Annotated in this window: 10 protein-coding genes; 5 read left to right on the top strand and 5 right to left on the bottom strand. The window is 71.2% G+C overall.

Features of this window, described 5'->3' with window-relative positions; genetic code table 11:
* Positions 1–11,355 (top strand): LysM domain-containing protein, encoded by an 11,355-nt coding sequence (locus ABZ454_RS23955; protein ID WP_359540709.1) that lies wholly within the window; start codon positions 1–3, stop codon positions 11,353–11,355.
* Positions 11,356–11,423: 68 nt separating this feature from the next.
* A complete protein-coding gene (locus ABZ454_RS23950; RefSeq protein ID WP_359540707.1) occupies positions 11,424–12,164 on the top strand; it encodes a G1 family glutamic endopeptidase in 741 nt (246 codons plus the stop codon).
* A 595-nt stretch (positions 12,165–12,759) separates the two neighbouring features.
* Here ABZ454_RS23950 and ABZ454_RS23945 read toward each other — a convergent pair.
* Together ABZ454_RS23945 and ABZ454_RS23940 are read right to left on the bottom strand one after the other, a co-directional pair.
* Complete coding sequence (locus tag ABZ454_RS23945; protein ID WP_356319381.1) at positions 12,760–13,200, bottom strand: hypothetical protein; 441 nt, start codon at positions 13,198–13,200, stop codon at positions 12,760–12,762.
* 1,341 nt (positions 13,201–14,541) lie between these two features.
* Positions 14,542–15,414, bottom strand: coding sequence for a helix-turn-helix transcriptional regulator (locus ABZ454_RS23940; RefSeq protein ID WP_359540704.1), 873 nt, complete (start codon positions 15,412–15,414; stop codon positions 14,542–14,544).
* A gap of 189 nt (positions 15,415–15,603) precedes the next feature.
* Between ABZ454_RS23940 and ABZ454_RS23935 the strand changes: the two genes are divergently transcribed.
* The 3 genes from ABZ454_RS23935 to sigJ all read left to right on the top strand — a co-directional run bounded on the left by ABZ454_RS23935 (position 15,604) and on the right by sigJ (position 18,822).
* Complete coding sequence (locus tag ABZ454_RS23935) at positions 15,604–16,365, top strand: SDR family NAD(P)-dependent oxidoreductase (RefSeq protein WP_359540703.1); 762 nt, start codon at positions 15,604–15,606, stop codon at positions 16,363–16,365.
* A 370-nt stretch (positions 16,366–16,735) separates the two neighbouring features.
* Positions 16,736–17,935, top strand: a complete 1,200-nt coding sequence (locus ABZ454_RS23930) for an FAD-dependent oxidoreductase (RefSeq protein WP_359540702.1) — start codon at positions 16,736–16,738, stop codon at positions 17,933–17,935.
* Positions 17,932–18,822, top strand: a complete 891-nt coding sequence (gene sigJ / locus ABZ454_RS23925) for an RNA polymerase sigma factor SigJ (RefSeq protein WP_359540701.1) — start codon at positions 17,932–17,934, stop codon at positions 18,820–18,822. Before ABZ454_RS23930 ends, sigJ begins: the two co-directional genes overlap by 4 nt.
* Here the strand turns inward: sigJ and ABZ454_RS23920 are convergent.
* The 3 genes from ABZ454_RS23920 to ABZ454_RS23910 all read right to left on the bottom strand — a co-directional run bounded on the left by ABZ454_RS23920 (position 18,807) and on the right by ABZ454_RS23910 (position 20,773).
* A complete protein-coding gene (locus tag ABZ454_RS23920) occupies positions 18,807–19,076 on the bottom strand; it encodes a hypothetical protein (protein WP_359540699.1) in 270 nt (89 codons plus the stop codon). The two genes, sigJ and ABZ454_RS23920, sit on opposite strands and share 16 nt — an antisense overlap.
* A gap of 437 nt (positions 19,077–19,513) precedes the next feature.
* Positions 19,514–20,251, bottom strand: a complete 738-nt coding sequence (locus ABZ454_RS23915) for a dienelactone hydrolase family protein (protein ID WP_359540697.1) — start codon at positions 20,249–20,251, stop codon at positions 19,514–19,516.
* 228 nt (positions 20,252–20,479) lie between these two features.
* Positions 20,480–20,773 (bottom strand): DUF1330 domain-containing protein, encoded by a 294-nt coding sequence (locus tag ABZ454_RS23910; RefSeq protein ID WP_359540695.1) that lies wholly within the window; start codon positions 20,771–20,773, stop codon positions 20,480–20,482.
* Between the last annotated feature and the right edge of the window lie 323 nt (positions 20,774–21,096).

The raw sequence follows: 21,096 nt of genomic DNA, 5'->3' as shown, positions 1-21,096 counted from the left end.
GTGTCCGTCGAGGAGATCCATCGCGCGTTCCAGGCCGCCGTGGCGGACGGAGTGCTCAGGAGCGCCGCGCCGCCCCCGGGGCTCGCCGACCTGCTGTACGCCCTCGGCGTCGACAGCCTCCCGGTCCGCGACGGCACCACGTCCCTCGGGCCGCAGAGCGCACTGCTCACCGGTGCCACGACCTACCTCCACACCCCGTGGACGATGCGGCTCACCGGCACTCCGCAGACCGGCACCGACCGGGCGACGCTGGTGCTGGAGCTCGGCAGCACGGCGCCGACCGAGTCGTGGACCTTCCAGCAGGCGTTCGGCACACTGCCGGACAGCCGGCGCCTGGACGAGGGCGGACGCGACGGGCTCGTCGTCGGCCCCGGCGTCGTCGGCCCGCTCGTCCTCGACCAGCCCACCGTCACGGCCGGCAACGAGCCGGCCGGCACACCGCCCCGGCTCTCCGGCACGCTGCTGATGCTCGGCAGCCGCACGCAGGCCGACAGTGACATCCTCGCTCCGTACGCGGACTTCCTCGGCGACCGCCTCCACGTCGACGGGACCCTTGCGTTCCCGGCCGACGCGCCGCCGGTCATCGAGCTCCGCGCCGTCGCGCCGGGCGTGCGCCTGAAACTCGCGGAGCTGGAGGTCTCGGCGGTCGGTCTCATGCTGACCACCGACTACCCGGACCCGTACGCGCTGCCCGAGGCGGGCGCGCGCCGCTCGGCCGTCCTGCTGTTCGCCGAGGCGACGCTGCCGACCGAACCCCCGGAGACGGTCACCATCAGCGGGCCCCTGCTGGCCGGGGACTCCGTCTGGCCGATGGCCGTCGCACTGGATCCCCCACTCGGCCTCGCGGGCGCGGGCCGGGCACTGAGCGCGATGACCGGTGGAACGGCGGGCGACTTCACGCTGCCCAGCGGCATCGCGGCGATCGACCGCTTCCGCCTCCAGGACCTCGGATTCGGCATCGTGCCGGTCGCTCTCGGCGGACCCGCGGTGTCGTACGTCGAGGTCGGGATCGTGTCGAGCGAGCCCTGGGATCCACCGGTGCCCTACCTGACCCTCGACCAGGTCGGCACCCGCTGGATGTTCAGCTCCGCCCCGGACGGCTCGACGTTCGTCAGCGGCACGGTCTTCGGGACCATGCGGTTCGGCCAGAAGGCAGGGCCCTCCCTCGGCCTCCATGCACCGGACGCCGACCGCGTCGAGCGGGGACCATTGCCGCCTTCCGGTACCGACGACATCCTCGTGACGGTTCGCCTCTCCCTGCCCGGCCTCGGGTTCTCGGCGTACACCGAGGCACCGTTCGCCCTTCCGATCGCGGAGGCGTTCCGGGCGTTCTTCGGGGGCGCCGACCCGCCCGTCGGCGCCGGTCTGACCTGTGAGTCGTTGAACATGAACGCATCCCTGCTGCAGAAGGAACTCGCGGCCGGTCTGACGGTGAGCGGCACGTGGTCAGTTCAGGCCGGCCTCGTCACCCTCGCGCTGACCGGGCTGCAGATGCAGGTACAGGTCTCGCAGAGCAGTGTCTCCGGTCTGCTGATCGGCAAGGGCGAGATCGCGGTTCCGGGCTCCGACCCGATCGAGCTGCTCGCGCAGGCACAGTACCCGGGCACCGGCGCATGGGAGTTCGCGGCGGTCATGGCCGGTTCGCTGGACCTGCCACGGCTGGTCTACGGCCTGATGGGCGAACCACCGCCGGCCTGGGTGAACAAGAGCGCCATCGAGCTCGCCGACCTGAGCGTCCGGTTCAGCACGGCCCCCGGGAACCCGTACTCCGCCGCCGGCACCCTGCGGCTCCGGGTCGGCGAGGAGCTCCTGGGGGTGAAAGTCCAGTTGACCCTCACCGCGACCATCGAACGGGCGGTGCGCGGCACGCCCGCCGAGGAACACCTGGCGGTCGCGCTGCGCGACACGACGCAGGTGGAGCCGTCGACGGTGCTGACCGGCAGCCTGTCCGGCAGCTTCGTGATCAACAGCTTCGAGGTCGGGGCGTCGGTCTCGGTCACCGACGCCGGCAAGGACTACACCTTCCGGATGGCCTACCGCGACGTCTCCCTGAGCGCGGCGACGTCCTGGACCGGCCAGGGAACCGACCGGCACCAGGTCCTCACCGTCCGTCTCACCGGCACCCTCGGCGAGCTGATCACCTCCCTCGTCGCGCTGGTCAACCCGAACGCGACCTTCCGGCTCGACCCCCCGTGGGACTTCCTCGGCGGCATCGACCTCACCGGTCTCGAGCTGACCGTCGACCCGACCAGCCTGACGGTGACCGTCAGGCACGACCTGAAGCTGGACCTCGGATTCGTCAAGGTCCGTGCCGTGGGACTGAGTTACGACAGCTCGGCCGGCAGCCCGGCGGTGAACATCGTGCTCGACGCCCAGCTGCTCGGGGACAGCACCGGCAAACCGCTGGCCTGGGACCCGGTCACCCAGGCGCCCCCTCAACCCGCCGGCCTGGGCCAGAAGTTGTTCTCCCTGCGCTACCTCGGCGTGGGGCAGCACGTCTCGGTGAAGGGCCTCACCCGGTACACGAGCATCTCCGACGTCGTCGACGCGATGGTCGCGGCGATGCGCCCGGTCGATCCCGCCCTCGGCCGGCCGCCGATCGACCCGGCGACGATGGTGTTCGACCCGGCCGGCCAATGGCTGTTCGGCGTCGACGCGACGTTCATGGGCACGGTCGCGGTCAAGCTGGTGATGCACGACCCCGACCTCTACGGCGTCCTGCTGGCGCTGGGCGGGCCGCGGGCGGGCTCGCTCGCCGGGCTCAACGTCGAGCTGCTCTACAAGAAGGTCACCGACGACATCGGAGTGTTCCACGCCCGACTCCAGATCCCCGACGCCTACCGGAAACTGCAGTTCGGAGCGGTGGCCGTGACGCTCGGCGTGATCACCGTCGACATCTTCACCAACGGCAACTTCCGGATCGACCTCGGGTTCCCGAAGGGCCGCGACTTCACCGACTCGTTCGCGATCGAGGCCGGCATCTTCAACGGCCGGGGCGGCCTGTACTTCGGCGTGCTGAACGGCGCGACCTCCACCCGGGTCCCGCGCATCACCGACGGGACGTTCAGCCCGGTCCTCGAACTCGGCGTCGGTCTGTCCATCGGTGTCGGACGCACCTTCCAGAGCGGCCCGTTGAAAGCCGAGATGTCCGTCAACCTCCTGGTGATCTTCGAGGGTGTGCTGGCCTGGTTCCACCCCGACGAGGAGGGCCGGAGCACCGAGCTCTACTACGCCTGCCGGGGCACGGTGGGCATCGTCGGCCGACTGAACGCGATCGTCGACTTCAAGGTCGTCCGTATCGACCTCGACCTGCAGATCTCCGCGATGGCGACGGTCGAGCTGGCCGCGTACCGGGCGACCGTCGTGTCGCTGAACCTCGCGGTGCGGGCCAACGCCAGCGTGAAGATCCTGTTCATCAAGGTTTCGTTCTCGTTCTCGCTGACGCTGGAGACGTCGTTCACGATCGGCACCGACAGCACGCCGCCGTGGCGGATCGCCCCCGGCACCGCCCGCCGCAGCCTCGCGGCCCCGCACGCGCGCATGGCTGCCGCGGACGCGGAACAGCCCGCGTACCGGCTGCACTTCGACCCGGGCGCGCACGTCTTCCCCGACGGCCGGGCACGCACGGCGCACCTCACGCTGATCCCCGCCTACACGATCGCGAACGTGCCCGTCGACTGGAGCGGTCGGACGCCGCGACGGAACGACGAGCCCGACTACCGCCTGGTCCTCATGCTGCTCGCCGACAACGCCGTCCCGGTCGACGCCGTCACCATCGCCCGGACCGGTCGGCCCGACGTGTCGCGCAACCCGCACGCCGGCGAACCCGCCGACACGTCGTTCAACCGGCTGGCCGAAGGCCTGCTGCGCTGGTCCCTCGACGCGCTCGGCGTCACCTCGCCGACCGTCAGGGCCGGTGAACTGCTGCAACTGGTCGAACAGCTGGCCCTGGACGAGGCCGAGAGCGCGGGCTTCACCTGGGACAACATCCAGGGCTTCCTGGCCAACAACCTCCACCTCGTGGTCAGTGGCACCCCGGCCGGCGACAACGCCACGCTCGACGACGTCTCCGGGACCCCGTTCCCGATGGTCCCGGTCCTGAAGTGGACCTCGACCGGCCTGCCGGACCCGGCGGACCAGGACCGCGACTTCGCGGCCTACCGGCAGATCGACGCGACGTACGAAGCCGAGGCGATCGCCTACTTCGCCGAACTGGACCAGGCCCCGCCGGGCGGCCGCCCCTCCTCCTACGCCGCGACGGCCGAGCCGAGCGAGTCCATGGCGACGTTCGTCCTGCGCGACTACCTGCGCATGGTCGCCCGCGTCACCGCACAGGCCGCCGTGAACCTGCTGGCCGCGTATCCCCACGAGGTGACGGACGCGGACTCGCTCCGATCCGTCGCGGAAGGCTTCGGGACGACCACCACGCCGTACGAGGTCGTCACCCGGGACACAGTGGACCACCTCGCCTCCTCCCTCGGCGTCTCGGCGGCCGAGCTGCTGGCGCTGAACCCCGGCCTGCCGGACCTGCTCACCGCCGCGCGGGCGGGCGACACCCTCACGGTCTCGCTCGGCGTCACGCCCCAGTCGATCGCCGTCGCCAACCCCGGCCGGCCCGTCGCCGACGACACCACGGTCACTCTCGGCACGCTGGCGGTGCAGCTCGGCGCCGGCCAGTCGCTCGGCGGACTGGCCGACGACTACCGGACCGACCGGTCCACCCTGCTGGACCACTTGCGCGACACCACCCCGCTGCTGCGCGCCGGCGCGACCGTGCCGCTGCCCGGGTTCACGCACCGGGGGCTGTCCGTCGACGACACGGCGGCGGTCTTCTACGTCCGGCTGGCGCTGACGCCGCCGATCGAGGTGCCGTTCGCCGACTGGTACCAGCAGGCGATCGACCGGCTCAACGACAACCCGGGGTACCCGCTGCCCGCCACCCTCCTGGTGCCCGACGGCTACGAGAGCGCCACCCTCGTCACCTGGACCACCCTGCCGGGCGACACCGTCCTCGACATCGCCGCGTACACAGCGCTGATCCAGAACGTCGTCCCCGGCACGCCCTTCGCCGACTGGCTCGAAGCGGTGCGTGAGGCGAACGAGCAGGCGGACCCGGAGGGCGTCCGCCTTCCGGCCGACGCCGCGGCCGTGATCCTGCCGAACGACACGCTCCGCTCGCTCCAGGACCGGCTCCTGCTTCCCGGGCAACGGTTCGACGCCTACGCCGCCGCGGCGGACGCGCTCGTCCCGCTGGTCACCGTCGAGGTGCCGGACGCGCTGGGCACGACGGCCCGCGGCCTCACCCTGCTGACGCTCGCCCAGAAGTACGGGCTCGGAATCGAGGACCTCGCCGGGAGGATCGCCGACGACGCGGGAGTGCTGGCCACCGGGCCCGGACTCGTCGTGCCCGACGTGCCCGCGACGGCGCTGGCCGAACTCGTCGCCGCGCTGCACGAGGGCCCGGCGATCGCGAGCGTGAGCGGCCAGGTCGCGCGCTTCATGCTGGGCGGACTGCGCCTGCCCGCGCCGGTCCCGGTCGACGGCGTGTACCACGCGACCGGCCCCATGACCGGCGTCTACGAGCTGATCGGCCAGCAGGTCACCGGACCACCGCCGCCCCCGGCCGGGGGCGATGACCCGGTCGTGACCATCACCGTCGGCAAGGCACTGCCCGCCGACTGGCTGACCTTCGCCGAGGCGGAGGTGCGCGACGGTGCGATCCGGCTCGGCGCCGCCGAGGCCGGCGACGCGGTCGTCACGATCACCGCCGCCGACCTGCGGGACAACTATCCCGCCACCGGGCTGACGCCGGTCGTCGAGAGCCCGCTCGCGGCCCTGTCGCCGGCGCACGACGTCGGCGCGCGCCACCCCGTCACCCAGGTCATCCCGTGGCAGACGACCACGGACGTCCGGCTGCCCGCCGATCCCTCGGGCCCGCCCTCGCTGTGGCCGCTGCCGGACGAGCTGACCGCGCGGGCCGGATCGGACCGCAGCACCTCGGAGTTCCTGCTGGAGCAGACGACACCGCAGACCGGCGCGGCCGCCCGCTACACCGAGCTCGGCTGTTACGCGTGGGCGACGCTGGTCTCCTTCGCCGTACGCCGCATCCCGGGCCTCCCGAGAACGGTCGAGGTACTGGGCGCGGACTCCACCGACCGGCAGCGGATCGCCCAGATCCTGGAGTACCTGCGGACCGTCCCCGGAAGACCCGCGACCGCCCCCTGCCCGCCGGCGCCGCCCGGCGAGAGCCCGCTGCTCACCCTGCTCTGGAAGCTGCCGCCCTCACCCGGCCTCACCCCGGGCCTGACCTCGACGGCGCTCGACGCCGACCGAACGTTCCTCGTCCGGAGCAACCTGTCCACCGGGACGCGCAGCGGCCCCGGGCCCCAGGACGCCACAGCGGGGCAGCACTTCGCGGCCATCACCGACGGCGAACGCTTCCTCACGCTGCTGTGGGAGTGCAGCGTGGTGGGCGGGGACGGCTACTGGATGCAGTACAGCGGAGAGGTGTCCGACCAGATCTTCGACCAGGACGGACTCGCCCGGCTGTCGCTGCTGGTCCAGCTCCCGTCCCAGTGCGGTACGGAACCCGACCGGCACCTGTACGCGTTCACCGACGTCGCCGTGATCGGCGACGGCGTCGACCCGTCCTCGACCGCGCTCGCCGCACGCGCCGTCGACCCGCCCGAGCTCCGGCCCGTCGCCTCGGTCGATCCCGGTCAGGTCGGTTTCACCGCACGGTTCGCCAACCCGCTGGCCGACGACACCCCCCAGGGCCGCCTCCGCCGCCTGTACGGGCTGCTCGGCTTCCGGCTGGACGCGACGACGGACTTCCGCGGCAGCGTCGAGGGCCGGGCGGTGTCACCCAAGCCCGCCGACGAGGCGGACGAACTCGGCCTCCTGACGCAGGACGAGGCCGCCGAGGGGGTCTGGGCCCTCACCCGGATCGTCGACGTCAACCGCTTCGCCCGGGAACGCACCGAAGCCGTCCCCACCGCCCCGCCCCCCGGCGCCGACCCCTACGCCGGCATCACCGCGGGCGCGCGGACCCAGGTCTCGGTCTGGTTCCAGGACGTGTTCGGCAACCGGTCGGGCACCCCGGAGCAGACCGCCGTGCCCGTCCGGTACACCGACCCGGTCATCGGCGTCGGCGCCTGGCCGTCGACCACCCTGCGCTACGCCGTGGAGCCGGCCGGAGACCTGGCGGACCTGACCGTCACCGTCGACTTCCAGACCCTCGCCTACCAGCCGGGCGCGGCCGAGGCCGGCGCGGCGGCCGCCGCGGCGGCCGAGCGGGACCGCCACCGCCTGGTGCCGGTGTACTACCAGGTCGGCCGTCCCGACGTCGGAGCCGCGCTGCTCACCTCGCTGCAACAGGAACCCGGCGCGGACCCCACCCCGCTGGCCGTCGACGTGAACGTGCTGCGCCATTACGTCCTCGGCGCGCACGCGCTGCTCGGTTCGCTCGCGGAGATCGGCTCCGCACCGGCCACCGGCACCGCCACCCTCGACGCCGTCTGCACCACGTACGGGGTCGGGTACGACGAACTGGGCGGCGCGAACGCCGACACGGCGATCGGCGCCATGCTGGACACCGACGAACTCGCCGTCCCGCTGAGCGCCGCGTTCCGCAACGGCGACACGGTCGCCGGGCTCTGCCGGGCGACCGACCCCTCGCTCGATCCGGTGGAGGTGCTCCTCGACGAGGACAACACCGTGCTGCCCCTGAACCCGGCGGTCGAGCTCACCACCCCGGCACGCGAGACGACGGTGCCTTCCGACTCCCCGCCGGCCCGTGAGCTGGCAGCGGCGCTGCGCTGCTCCCTCCGGTCGCTCGTGAGGGCCAACCAGGCCCGTGCGGGGCTGCTCACCCCCGGGTTCGTCTTCGACTGCAACGGCGTCGAGGTCCGGGTCGCGGACCCGTCGGCCGGCGACGAGACCCTGGCGGGCGTCGTGTCGGCGTTCCGGGAAGCGGGGGTCCCGTTCGACGTGACGCAGGTGGTGTCATTGAACGCGGACCGGCCGGGCATGTTCCGTCCGGGCGCCTTGCTCGACGTCACCGGCTACCTCGTCGAGAGCGGTGACACCCTGGGGCACAACCGGGCCGCCTGGACGCCCGAGGAGCTGGCGCCGCTGAACACCAACACCGCCGACCTCTTCGCCCCGGGCACCCCGCTCTTCCTCACCACGATCGCGACACCGGTGCCGACGGGTGATCCGCTCGGGCACTTCGCCGCCGTCCACGGCACCACCCCCGGTGCGCTGCTGCGGCACAACGGTTCGACCGTCCTCTCGACCGACTCACCCCCGGTCGTTCCCGGTATGTGGGCGTGGCCTGCGGATCCCGACGCCCTCCGGGTCCCGTACACCGTGCGCGCGGGCGACTCGCTCGCCGGCATCGCCGAGCACTTCCCCGGCGCCGATCTGGTCGTGGCCAACGCCGGGATGCCGGGGACCATCGCGGCCGGTGTCACCGTCACGGTCGACGACGCGTCGGTGACGACGACCGCACCCGTCTCGTTCGCCGAGCTCCGCGCACTGCTCGGCCCGCCGGTCGACCTCGCCGCACTCGCCGCCGTCATCGACGACCGGACCGACGTGCTCGCGACCGGTGCGCTGCTGCTCTGCCCGCCCGGCGTACTCCCGGTGCAGCCGGCGGAGCCCGGTGTGACACCGCGGGAGGCCGCCCGGCCGTTCGGGGTCACCCCGGTCGCACTGCTCGCCGCGAACGCCGGCACGCCGGATCTGCTGCTGTCCGGGCAGGTGCTGCGCGCACAGCAGTCCGGCCCGGACGCCACCGTGCCCACCGAGACGACCGTCACGTCCGACACCCTCACCGCCGTGGTCGAACGGTTCCGCCGGCACGGCGTGGTGACCGGCATCGACGCCGTCGTGGCGGCCAACGCCGACACCGGGTTCCTGCGGCCCGGAGCGCGCGTGGTCGTCCCGCCGACCGCCGCACCGCTCACCGGCGGACTGGGGGAACCGACGGCGGACGGCGGCGTGCGGTGGTCGTTCCCCGAGCCCGTCTTCCCGGTCACCGTGGCGCTGGAACTCTTCCGCGACCCCGCGCTCGTCGACCCGGCACTCGCGGCGACAGCGACCCGCGGCCGGACCGCCGTCCCCGCCGGCCGGAGCACCGACGCGGCCCAGGACGGCGCGCTCACCCTCGCGCCGTTCGCCGAGCAGGTCCAGCAAGCGGTACCGGTCCTGCGCCTCGCGACGGCGCCGGGCCGGACGTCCGACACCGACGTCTGGGCGGTCGTCTTCGACACCGACGGCATCGAGAGCGTCAGCATCGAGCCCCCCTGCGAGATCGCCGGCACCCGGCAGCCGCGCACCTTCGCGCTGCGGCCGCTGAGCACGGTGCTGACGGCACGGCGGCAGGTGGCCACGCCCGGCTTCGACGCCCTGACCGGTCTGCTGACGGGCGACCAGACCCGCGACTACCAGGGCATCGACCTGGAGGTGTGGGCCCGGTCCTTCCTCACCGACGTCGAGCTGCTTCTGTCGGCCGGCTACCTCCAAGGTGCGTACGCGCTGGGCCGGAACGAGCTCGACGCCGTCATCGACGTCAAGAAGACGCTGGCCGGGGCCGTCGCGGAGGGCCTGGACCACGTCCTGGCCGGGCAGGCGCCCGACGGCGCCGACCCCGCGCGGGCGGCGGCCGTCGAGCGGCTGCGGCAGGAGTTGCTCGTCTCGCTGACCCGCGGCTACGCGACCTCGGCCGTCCTGCAGTACGACACCGCCGTGTCGTCCCCATGGCCGGGCCCGTACGCACGGCTGTCCGGCACTCCGGTCGTCGACTACGGCGACGTGCCCGCGCACCTGCGAACCGCGACCCTGTCGAACGGCAAGGTGTCGCTCACCGACGGTGACGCACAGGTCAGCTTCCTGCTCACCGTGCCCGACGTGGCCGCGCACGCCGCGCTCGACCTCACGCTCGGCTTCGGCGGCGTCGAGCTCGAGTTCGGCATCAGGCCGGAGACCGAGGACTACGAACGGTCCGACTGGCTCACCTTCCTCACTCCGCTCGCCTCCGGTTCGCCGACCGCCGTCGACTTCGGCCTCGGTGCTCCGCGCGTGCCGATCCCGCTGCGCGCCTACCCGCCGATGCCGATCCTGCTCGACCACCACGCCGTGGTCCCCGTCACCGCCTCGCGGCTCGACGAGGCACTGCACTGGCGGTACCGGTGCGCGGTACAGCACCAGTCGGCCGGGCAGGACACCGTCGAACTGCAGGTCACGTACAACCAGCAGGCCCCCGGGCCCGCCGCCGCACCGGCCGACGACCTGTTCACGGCCCTGGCGCGGTACACCGCGGTGTCCGCCCCCCTCCTCGGGCTGCTCGCCGGACTGCCCGACGGGGAGCGCGCCGATGCCGATCGGCGCACCGCCCTGGCCAACGCCCTGGGCACGTACCGGACGCTCGCCGTCGCCGTCGCGGACGCCTGGGCCCTGTGGTGGGGCAGCGATCCCGCCCCTTCGCCGTCCCCCGACCCCGCGCCCGCCGGCGGGCCTGCTCCGGACGTCTACCACTACGAGTTCGGCCTCGACTCCGAGGGCGGCTGGTACACGACCTTGCGACTGACCGGTACGGCGGTGTCGGGGGCCGGTACGGTGGGCCGGCCGGAACGGGTGGACGTCGTCACGGCCGCCGGTGATCGCCACCAGCTCGTCCCCGACGACCCCGGTGCGTACGGGTCCGGCGCCGAGCACAGCTGGTGCTACGTCTTCCCGCTCCGGACGGTCGAGGCGTTCACGTTGCTGACGTTCGAGCTGACCTTCCCGCCCGTGCACGTCGCCACCCACCAGAACGCGTCGGCCACGGCGCGAGTGACCCGCAACGCGCGGCTGCTCGGGGAGGACTGGCCGGACACCGCGTCCGCCTTCGTGTACCGGACACCGGAGGTCGGCTACCCCGAGCCGGTCGTGCCGTTCATCGACATCACCGGCGCCGTGGCCGTCGGCCCCTGGGACCTGCCCGACCGCAACCCGCTCACGGCGGTCTTCGATGCCGTCTTCGACGGCGACCCGGCCGGCCGGACAATCGCGATCGGTGCGCGGTACGCGTACACCCTGGTCGCCGGAGACCCGCCGGTGTCGGCGCTGCTGCCGGTCGTCCAGTCGACCGTGGGAGCGTACGACGACGAGACGGTTCCGGCGCTCACCCGGGGACTCGACGAGTGGACCGAGCACGAGCAACCCGAGACGGAGGGCGGTGCCTGGGCCTTCCGGGTGAGTCTCCACTCGTCCGTCGACGCGTCGCTGCGCCGCCCCGTGCTGCAGCTCAGGCACCTGTCGTCCGCTCTCGTCACCACCGGTTGCCGACCCGCCACCGAGCGGTTTGCATGAAGAGGATTCTCGCTGCCGCCGAGTCGGTGACCGTGCCGACGCCGCCCGACACCCAGCAAGGGGCATCTATGTCCGAACGACGCCGCTTCGCACCCGTCACCTCGGATACCGTGGCACCGGCCCTCGTCAGTGCGACACCCGCGCTCGCCGTCCACTCCCAGCCCGAGCCCCTTTATCCGAGCCGGAACTGGGCCGGTTACGTCGTCGAGGGCGCCGGCCCTTACGACCGGGTGCGTGCCACCTGGATCCAGCCGACCGTGGAGGGCATCGGGCCCGGGTACCCGGCTGTGGCCGTCTGGGTCGGCCTGGGCGGCATCGCGGCCAGCCCGACACTCCAGCAGACGGGCACCCTGGCATTCACCATGGACAGTAAGATAAATCACCAGCCCTGGTACGAGATGCTGCCGGCGGAAGCGGTCTTCTACAACGACCCGGTGAGGCCCGGTGACAAACTCTGGGCCCAGGTGAGGTTCCTCGGCCAGGACACGTACGAGTTGCTCCTGCAGAACCTCACAGCGGGATGGATCGAGCTCACTTACGCGCAGCAACCAGTCGGCCCGAAGCCCGCTCGGATGAGCGCCGAGGTGATCGTCGAGGCGCCGAACGGGCCGGGAGGAGTTCGGCCGTTGGCCGCCTTCGGCACGCTTTCGCTCACCGATTGCCTGGTCGACGGGCGGAGCATCGGGAGTTACGCCGCGGGGAAGCACCTAGAAGTGGACGACATGGAGCGGGACGGCCTCCGCCTGGCCACCACGTCGCCCCTGAACTGGGACGGGACCGCCTTCGACGTGACCTGGGTGAACGCCTGAGCACGGACCGGGGAGCGGGCCCCGGCTCTTGAGCACGATGCCGGGCGGGCAAACCCCGGGTCGTGGGCGTGGCTCCCGTCGGTTCACGGCTCACTTGGGAAGTGTGCTGGGCCGAGAGGGTCCGACGAGGTCCGGACGTGTCGATCTCCCCGATCCGCCGTGGGCCCGGGAGCTACGAGCCGCCTGTAAGTTCGGCCCCGTGCGAGTGGACCGTCCGGGCCGTCGGGCCCGGGCGATGCGCTGGGGGCCGGTGACCGCCCTGGTACCGCAGGGGTCTTGTCCTGCTGATGGGGCAGCTTCTGATGGGATGTGGCCGCGTGGTTCGCAATGGCCTGGGGCGGGCTCGGTGTTGTCGGTGCCGTTGCGAGGGTGACCGATAGGACGTACCCGATGCTCGGGCGGGAGCGGCTGAGGCGGCTGATCAGGCGTCGCGGTTCGGGGCAAGTGAGGGGATGAAGCGGGAGGATCCGTTGCTGTCTTGCTTTGTGGGATCCGCAGCGTCGGAAACCGAGGAGAACGAAGACGAAAAACGTCCTGCCCACCCACATCCCCTACACACGCTGCGATTCGACGCGTGCCCGCCGGGGATCCCTGCTCAGCGGCGGCGGGTGGCCAGGATGACGAGGAACTGGCCGCCGCCCGCCTCGATGTCGGCGGTCACCGGCAGCCCCGGGACCAGTCGGGAGAACCGGTCCACCAGCCAATCCGCCGCCTCTTGGGCGTCCTGCCTGTTCGGACAACGGCCCACCATCTCGCGGCCCCCCTTGCGCTCCAGCCTTTCGGCAACGGTGATCAGCGGCGCGGGTTCGGCCACGTACAGGCGGTCAGGCCAGGCGATGACCACCTTGACCGCGCCCTTGCGGGAGTTGCACCCTCGGTGCGCCAGCCGCTCGGCGACCTTGGCCTTCCGGTCCGCGGTCCGGCTGTCAACGCTCGGCCCCCGCAAGTCGTTCACCGACATGTCGGGGTCGACCGGTTCGTCGCACACCCAGCACTGCCAGCCGTCGCGCTCGGCCACATCATCAAGGAGACTCACCCGAGCAAACTAGCCTGTCCAGTCGCCACCCCGCGCACCAGGGCCTCGGCAACGAGGTGAGATGTGGTCCACGGTGCTCCTGGACACCAGAAGAATGATGAGGACCTCCCTCCGGTCACCGCCCGGCTTCGCGGGGCTCCGCCATCGCCCGTCAGGCCCAGCCGCCCACCCCGGAAGGTGCTCCGAGCGCCTTCCTCCTCATCCACCCCGAATGAACATGAAGTGGCCGGTCTGGTGTTGCCGCCCCACTCACGTCCTCTTCAACAGTCCACTCCACATGATGTTCGCGGCCCACTCCCGTCGGATCACCGCACCAGAACGCCGCGGCCGCACCCACCTCCGAGCGCACCCGAGCCCGGATCGGGAGCCGCCGCTGTCCCGTCCCGGGGTGGGAATGCCCGCGGGAGCCGCGCGGTTGTAAAGGCCGTGACCGTGGGGGGACAGTGTCCCCGGGCCTCACTCATGGCCTGCAGGGAAGATCGTTCGGCTGAAGTCCTGCAGAGCTCCTCGCCGCGTAGGCGACCGCCCTCCACGGCCACATATCGTCTGTCCGCGGCCCCGGCCGGCGCCCTTGCCGGCCGGGGCCGCGGACGCCTTTCGTCGAGGCCTGCCGAGGGCCGTTGACGTTGTCTTGCTCTTTCCGGGGCCGAGACGCGACTGAGGCCGCGCGGCACCGAGGAGAACACCAACTGTCTCGGCGGACCTCCGCACGTTCGGAAAGGCCGACCTGGACGCCATCGCCCGGGAAATCAACCACCGCCCGCGCAACACCCGTAGCTGCCGTAATCCGGCAGAGGTCCACGCCGACCTCCTGAACAGCGGTGATGCGCTGACCGCTCACGTGCGCCATCGTTTGCCGACAGGCACCGTACGGTCGCGATCGGATCAGGTCATCCGCGCTGCTGTCGACCTTTTCCGCAGGGGAATGAGAGACGTCAGGCACCCTGGCGACCACCCTCGTCTGTTCCGAGCAGGATCGGCGTCGCGCGGACGGTTCCGTGCTGGACTTCCCAGCCCCGCTGCTGGATCGTCGTCTGGCCCCAGCCCTCTTGTCACAGGCGACCAGTCGCAACCCAGCGGCGCGGCACCCCCGGGCACCCTCGACTCCGTCAGCCCGCAGCTGGTTCACGGCGGCGTTCATGTACCGGGTGTTGCACCGCACAAGGGCGTTCAGGGCCGGCCAAGCGCGCCGCTCCGGCCGTATCCGAACTGGCCAAGCTGACGGCACGACGGGGCAGACAGCCGTCGATTGACTGAAAGTAGTGGTCAGAAACCCTGGTGTCTCGGGGGCGGAACTCGTGGCGCGGCCGTTCCGGCGATGACGCGGGACGCCAGTACTCGTCAGGCTGTCTTCGGGCGGGGGGTATCTGCCGGCTTGGTGGGCGGTGTGTCGGTGGGTTCGGTGTGTGAGACGGCGGCGAGAAGGTGCAGCTTCTCGTCGCTGTCGCTGTCCTTGTCGGGGTAGTAGACGACGAGGATGACGTCGTCGATGGGGAGTTTGTCGCGGTGGAGCCGTAGTTCACCGACGACGGGGTGGCGGACGGTGGTGGTGCCTCCGTCGAGGTTGCGGACGTCGTGCCGGGCCCACAGGGTGCGGAACCGCTGGCTGGACAGTGCGAGTTCTCCGACGAGTTCGACGAACCGTGGGTTGCCGGTGTCGTCCCCGATGGTGGTGCGAAGGGTAGCGATGAAGTCGGCGGTGGCTTTCGCCCAGTCCTGCTGGAAGGCTCGCTCCTCCGGGTCGAGGAGGAGGGAAAGGAGCCGGTTGTGGCCGGGGCGCAGGCGGGGGGAGAGGGCGACGGCCATGGGGTTGGAGGCCAGTACGTCGAAGGCGCGTCCTTCGACGAACGCGGGGATCTGAAGGTGGGCGAGGAGCTGGTGCACCCGCGCCGGTACGTGCTCGGGACGCTTGCGGCGCGGCGCCCTGGGGCGGGCTGCCGTCAGGCCGAGCAGATAGGTCCGCTCGACGTCGTCGAGGTTCAGGACGCGCGCGAGTGATTCGAGGACCTGGGGTGAGGGGTTCCTGTCACGGCCCCGTTCCAGGCGCAGGTAGTAGTCCGGGCTGATTCCGGCGAGCAGGGCGACTTCCTCGCGGCGCAGGCCGGGGACGCGGCGGTTGCCGCCGGGCGGGAGTCCTGCCTGTGCCGGGGAGATCAGCTCACGCCGGGCGCGCAGGTAGCTGCCGAGCTGGTTGTCCGATTTCTCATCCTTCACGCCAACCACCGTAATGCGGTGCGAGCGTCTCAGGGGGGCCCTGGTAGGACCAGGGAAGACGGGGGCACTGCCCCACTCCGCGGAGCCGGTCAAGACTGGCGGAACCACTCTGTGAGAAGGACAGAGATCATCACTGGGCGGCGCCACGGGTCCGAACGTCGTGGGCGCCCCAAACCGAAGGAAGACCTCATGGATGTCTCCAACCGGACCGTCTTCATCGTCGGCGGAACGTCCGGCATCGGCCGGGAACTGGCCCGGCGGCTCGCTGCGGCGGGCAGCACCGTGGCGGTCGGGGGGCGCAGCGCGGAGGCACTCTCGGAACTCTCCGACGAAGGCTTCGGCACCTTCGACGTCGATGTCACCGACGGTGCCTCCGTCGCACGTGCCCGCGACGCCGTACTCGTCCGCTACCCCCAGCTGGACACCGTGGTGACCATGTCGGGCGTCATGCTCCTGGAAGATGTGCGCGACCCGGCGCACTTCGAAGCGGCGCAGACGACGATCGACACCAACCTGGTCGGCACCATCAGGGTCGTCGACGCCTTCACCCCGCACCTGGTCCGACGCGGCGAAGGCACCTTCGTCACCGTCACCTCCGGCATCGCCTTCACACCGTTCCCGCCCATGCCCACCTACGCCGCCTCGAAAGCCGCGGTCCACGCCTACTCCGAGGCGCTGCGCGCGCAGCTGGACGGCACCGGCGTCAGCGTCGTCGAACTCGTCCCCCCGGCCGTCGCCACGGCAGGGCAGGAGAAAGTGAACCCGCAGGCGCTGCCGCTCGACGGCTTCGCCGCCGAGGTCATGCAGTTGCTCTCGCAGGAGCCCACCCCTGACGAGATCCTGGTCGAGCGGGTTCTCCCGCTGCGGTGGGCCGAGCGCGACGGCACGTACGACGAGCTCGTCGCAAAGCGCTCCCAGGCCCTGGCCATGCTCCCCGGCCGCCAGGGCTGACATCTCCTTCACCTCGTGGCCGTCCCCTCGGCCGGGGCAGGGCCGGTGCTCATCGGAGGCTGTCGATCGGGGCGCACCACCTCCGCCCCGATCGACAGCAGCGCGCCCTCACCGTGGGCGCCGACCCCTGGACTTGGGCATCGATCGGTAGCACAGGACGGGGCGCGGGCTGATGGAGGTGGCGTACGTCCGACGGTCGGCATACCCGCGCACCTGTAGCACGGAGGGGCCGCGCTGCGACAGGACTGTGGCGCTTGAGGCCTTTGATTCCGCCCTCGCCCCCACGCCTCTGCTGTAGCCATCTCTATGTAGTGACGCACGTCACGTCGCCGCGTGTCACATCTCCACCGGCACGCGGTGTCTTGAGGGCATGAGCGAACACAGCAACCGCAGCAACCGCAGCAAGGTCGTGGTCATCGGCGGTGGGTACGCCGGGACGATCGCGGCCAACCGCCTGCGGACACGTCCCGACGTCGACGTCACTTTGGTCAACCCGCGCCCGGAGTTCGTCGAACGCATCAGACTGCACCAGTTCGTGGCCCGTAGCGGTGAGGCCACGATCGACTACGGCACACTGCTCGGCGACGGCATCGAGCTGGTCGTCGACAGCGCCACACGCATAGACACCGCCGCCCGCAAGGTACTGCTGGCGCCGGGACGCGAGCTGGCCTACGACTATGTGATCTACGCAGTCGGCAGCACCGGAGCGACACCCGCATCGGTGCCCGGCACGGCCGAGTACGCGTACGACGTCGCTGAGCTGGAGTCCGCGCAGCGGTTGCGTACCAGGCTGGAAGAGTTGCCCCTCGATGCTCCGGTCAGCGTGGTCGGCGGTGGACTGACAGGCATCGAGACGGCTGCCGAGCTGGCCGAACAAGGACGGAAGGTCACGCTGGTGTGCGGGCGCGCCCTGGCGCCGACATTCAGTGCGTCTGGTCGCCGCTACATCGCCACATGGCTGTCCCGGCACGGTGTTGCCGTACTCGAGGCCGCCTCGGTGAGCGAGGTCCGGCAGGACGCGGTCGTCCTTGCCGACGGTGGGGTGCGTCCGAGCGCACTGACGATCTGGACGGCAGGTTTCGGCGTGCCGGAGCTGGCGGCGTCCAGCGGGCTGCGCACCGACAGCATCGGCCGGTTGCTCACCGACGAGACATTGACCAGCGTCGACGACGACCGCATCATCGCGGCCGGCGACGCCGCCGCCCCCTCGGGGGAGCCCTTGCGGATGAGCGGCTACGCCGCCGGGCCGCTCGGAGCGCAGGCGGCAGACACCGTGCTGAGCCGTATCGCGGGAACCGAACCAGCCGTGATCGATCTGGCCTTCACCGGGGCATGCGTCAGCCTCGGCCGGCGTGCTGGCATCCGACAGCTCGCCCGCAAGGACGACACCGCGGTGAACCTCTACATCGGCGGCCGCGCGGGAGCGGCGATCAAGGAGATGACCTGCAGGTTCGTGGTGGCGAAGCGGATACGCCGCGAGGCGGTCAAGCCCGGTTCCATGGGCTGGCCGAAGGGCGGTCCGCGTCCCGCGGGGGCGGTCTCCGCCGCGCGGGAGGTCCCCTCCCCGTGACCACCGACGAGCATGCCGAGCGGTTCACCCTGTTGCGGCCCCTGCTGTTCACGATCGTCTACGAGATCCTCGGCTCGGCGACCGACTCCGACGACGTGCTGCAGAACAGCTATCTCCGGTGGGCCGAAGTGGACCTCGCGACGGTACGGGACACCAAGTCCTACCTGGCGCAACTGGTGACCCGGCAGGCGCTCAACGCCGTGCGGACGAACGCACGTCGCCGCGAGGACTACGTCGGCCCATGGCTGCCCGAGCCGTTGCTCCTCGACGCGAACGACGCCTCGGCCGACGTCCTGCTCGCTGAGTCGGTGTCGATGGCGATGCTCGTGCTGTTCGAAACGCTCACACCCGATGAGCGTGCGGTGTTCGTGCTGCGCGAGGTGTTCGGTTTCGAGTTCCGCGACATCGCCACAGCGGTGGGCAAGCCCGTGGCGACGGCCCGCCAGGTGGCGCACCGTGCCCGTGAGCACGTACGGGCGCGGCGCAGGCGCTTCGAGCCAGCCGACGCCGTCACGACCGCGCAGATCACCGAGCAGTTCCTGACCGCGGCAACCACCGGCGACCTGGACGGGCTGCTTTCGCTGCTAGCCCCGGACGTCGCCTGGACCGCCGACAGCGGCGGCAAGGCCACCGCGGCACGCCGGCCCGTGGTAGGCGCGGAGAAGGTGGCCGCGGTCCTCATGAGCCTGTTCCGCCTGGAGCGGCTGGCGAACCTACGGATCGAGAAGGTCAATTGCAACAGCACGCCCACCCTCGTCCTCCGCGGCGAGCGCCTCGAAGGCGTCTTCCTGATCGAGATCGCCGACGGGAGGATCACCAACTTCTACGCCATCCGCAACCCGGACAAACTTCTCGCGGTGGGGGTCCCGCGTCAGATCGGCAGGTAGGTGCAGGTGACAAGCCTCAGTACGAAGTCTCCCGCTGCGACAACGCCGACCTGGAGACCGAGGCGGCCCGACCCGGGCACCGAGCACTCGACCTCTACGGCCTTGGTGCGGTCCGGCGGTGCCGGCCGCCGCTCGATGCCGATCGTCGGCAGTGTCTCGGGCAGTGCCGGGTCGTCGATCGCGGCGATGGGGGAGACGGGTGGCTTCGCGCCCCGGCGGGCGCGCCCGGTCGGCGCGGGCTCACGGTTGAGCATCCATCCCCGCGTCGTCAGCGAGATCCGGTAGATCCCGCAGAGGACTTCGCGATGCCCACACCTGTCAAAAACCGGACGACCGCCGTGGTGTACGTAGCCGGCGGGGCAGACAGCGGCACTACCCGGACGCCCGGCAACCGCAACGCCCCACACCCTTGTGTTCAGTCACCGGTTCGATCGTCATGCCCGCCCCCGCCCTTCCGGCACTGCCGCAGTAACTGCGTCCGCCTCGCCCCGACGGCCGCAATGTCCCGCCGCAGGTCGCAATGGTCACGCTAGGTGCTCTGCCGCAGAAAACCGGCGTCCACTGCGGCAGTTGTGCATACGTCTCCGCAATCGAGCATCTGCCCGCATGGGGTTCTGCTGTGCGGATTTGCGGGGAGGGGGCTGTCAGTGTCCGACCCCGACCAGACCTGGGGTCAGCATGTTTGCCTGGGTCATACACCCAGGTCCTCCGTCACGGGCAGGCACTCGGAGAGCAGGTCGACGACATCGCGCCAGGCTCGCTGCGCGTGCTGTGGGTGGTAGCCGACGCCGGGGACGGCGGGGTGGTCGACCGGCGGGTGGTGGAAGGCGTGCAAGGCGCCGCCGTAGACCGTGAGGCGCCAGTCGACGCCCGCGGCCTGCATCTCAGCGGCGAACGCGTCGCGTTGCGCGGGCGGCATGATCGGGTCTTCCGACCCGACCCCGGCCCACACCGGGCAGCGAATGCGCGCCGCCTCGCCTGGTCGGCCCGTGGTCAATGCGTTGACTGTCCCGATCGCGCGCAGGTCGACGCCGTCGCGCCCGAGTTCCAGCCCGACGGCGCCCCCGGTGCCGTAGCCGACGGCGGCGATCCGGTCAGGGTCGGTCCGCGGTTCGGCGCGCAACACGTCGAGCGCCGCATGGCCGATGCCCCTCATCCGGTCGGGATCGGCGAGCAGCGGCATGCAACGGGCCAGCATTTCCTCGGGGTCACCCAAGTAGCGCCCGCCGTGAAGGTCGAAGGCCAGCGCTACGTATCCCAGCTCGGCGAGAGCATCGGCCCGGCGGCGCTCCACGTCGCTGAGCCCCATGCCCTCCGGCCCGACCAGCACCGCGGGCCGGCGGTCGGCACCGGCCGGGAGCGCGAGGTGCCCGATCATCGTCAAACCGTCGGCCGGGTACTCGACCGTACGCGTCGTCATCGTTGTCATGCGTCCGGACTGTAGTGATCGTCGAGCCCGGTCCGGCCGGTGTTCCGCCGCTGGCAGAACAGCGCGGGTATCCCACATACGGCGAGGGCTCACAAGAACCGTCACAGACACCGTGGCCACGGCAGCACTATCGGATCACCTGCCCAGGCCACGGTGTTGGAGGCTGACAGTCGCAGCAGGATTCTGAGGTAGGCCGGCCGGCTCCGTTGTCACCAGCTGGAGCACCGGTCAGTCGACGCCTTCGATGATGCGGAAGTCGCGCTCGACGCCGTCGGCAAGGGCGACCAGCGCCTCCTGGTATGCCGTACTCTCGTGTGCCGCGACCGCCTGTTCAAAGGTGTCGAACTCGATCAGGACCGTGCGCTCGGCAATCCCGGCGTCGTGGGCGACGACGCGACCGCCGCGAGCAAGCACCCGCCCGCCCCCGGCCTGGACGGCCGGACCGGCCAGCTTGTTGTAGGCGGCTAGCTTCTCGGGGTCGGAAATGGTGCGGTAGGCACTGACCCAGTAGCCCTTGGCCATGGAAACCTCCTGTGTTCGGACAAGCGTACTGGTGTCCCGGTCATGAGTTGTGCGCTCTGCTGGAGTTATGGCAAGTATGCCGACACTCCCGCTGTTGCTCACGGAGGACGAGCCGCGTGTGTGGGAGAGGTGGGCGAACCGGCGCCGGACGGCGCAGGGCTTGGCCAACGGGCGCGCATCGTGCTGTTGTGCGCGGAGCGCAGGAGCAATATCTCGGTGGCCGCGAGGTGGAGAGGGCTTCTTCGAGCTGCCGGTCGACGCGGAGCTGTTCCAGGGTGGCGGCCTGGCCGCGAAGCGGTGCGGTCAGGGAGACCGCGCTGACC

The organism is Streptomyces sp. NPDC005803, from assembly GCF_040630435.1.
Classification (GTDB): domain Bacteria; phylum Actinomycetota; class Actinomycetes; order Streptomycetales; family Streptomycetaceae; genus Streptomyces.
Note: the sequence above shows the minus strand (reverse complement) of the source record. Positions and strands in the feature narration are given on the sequence as shown.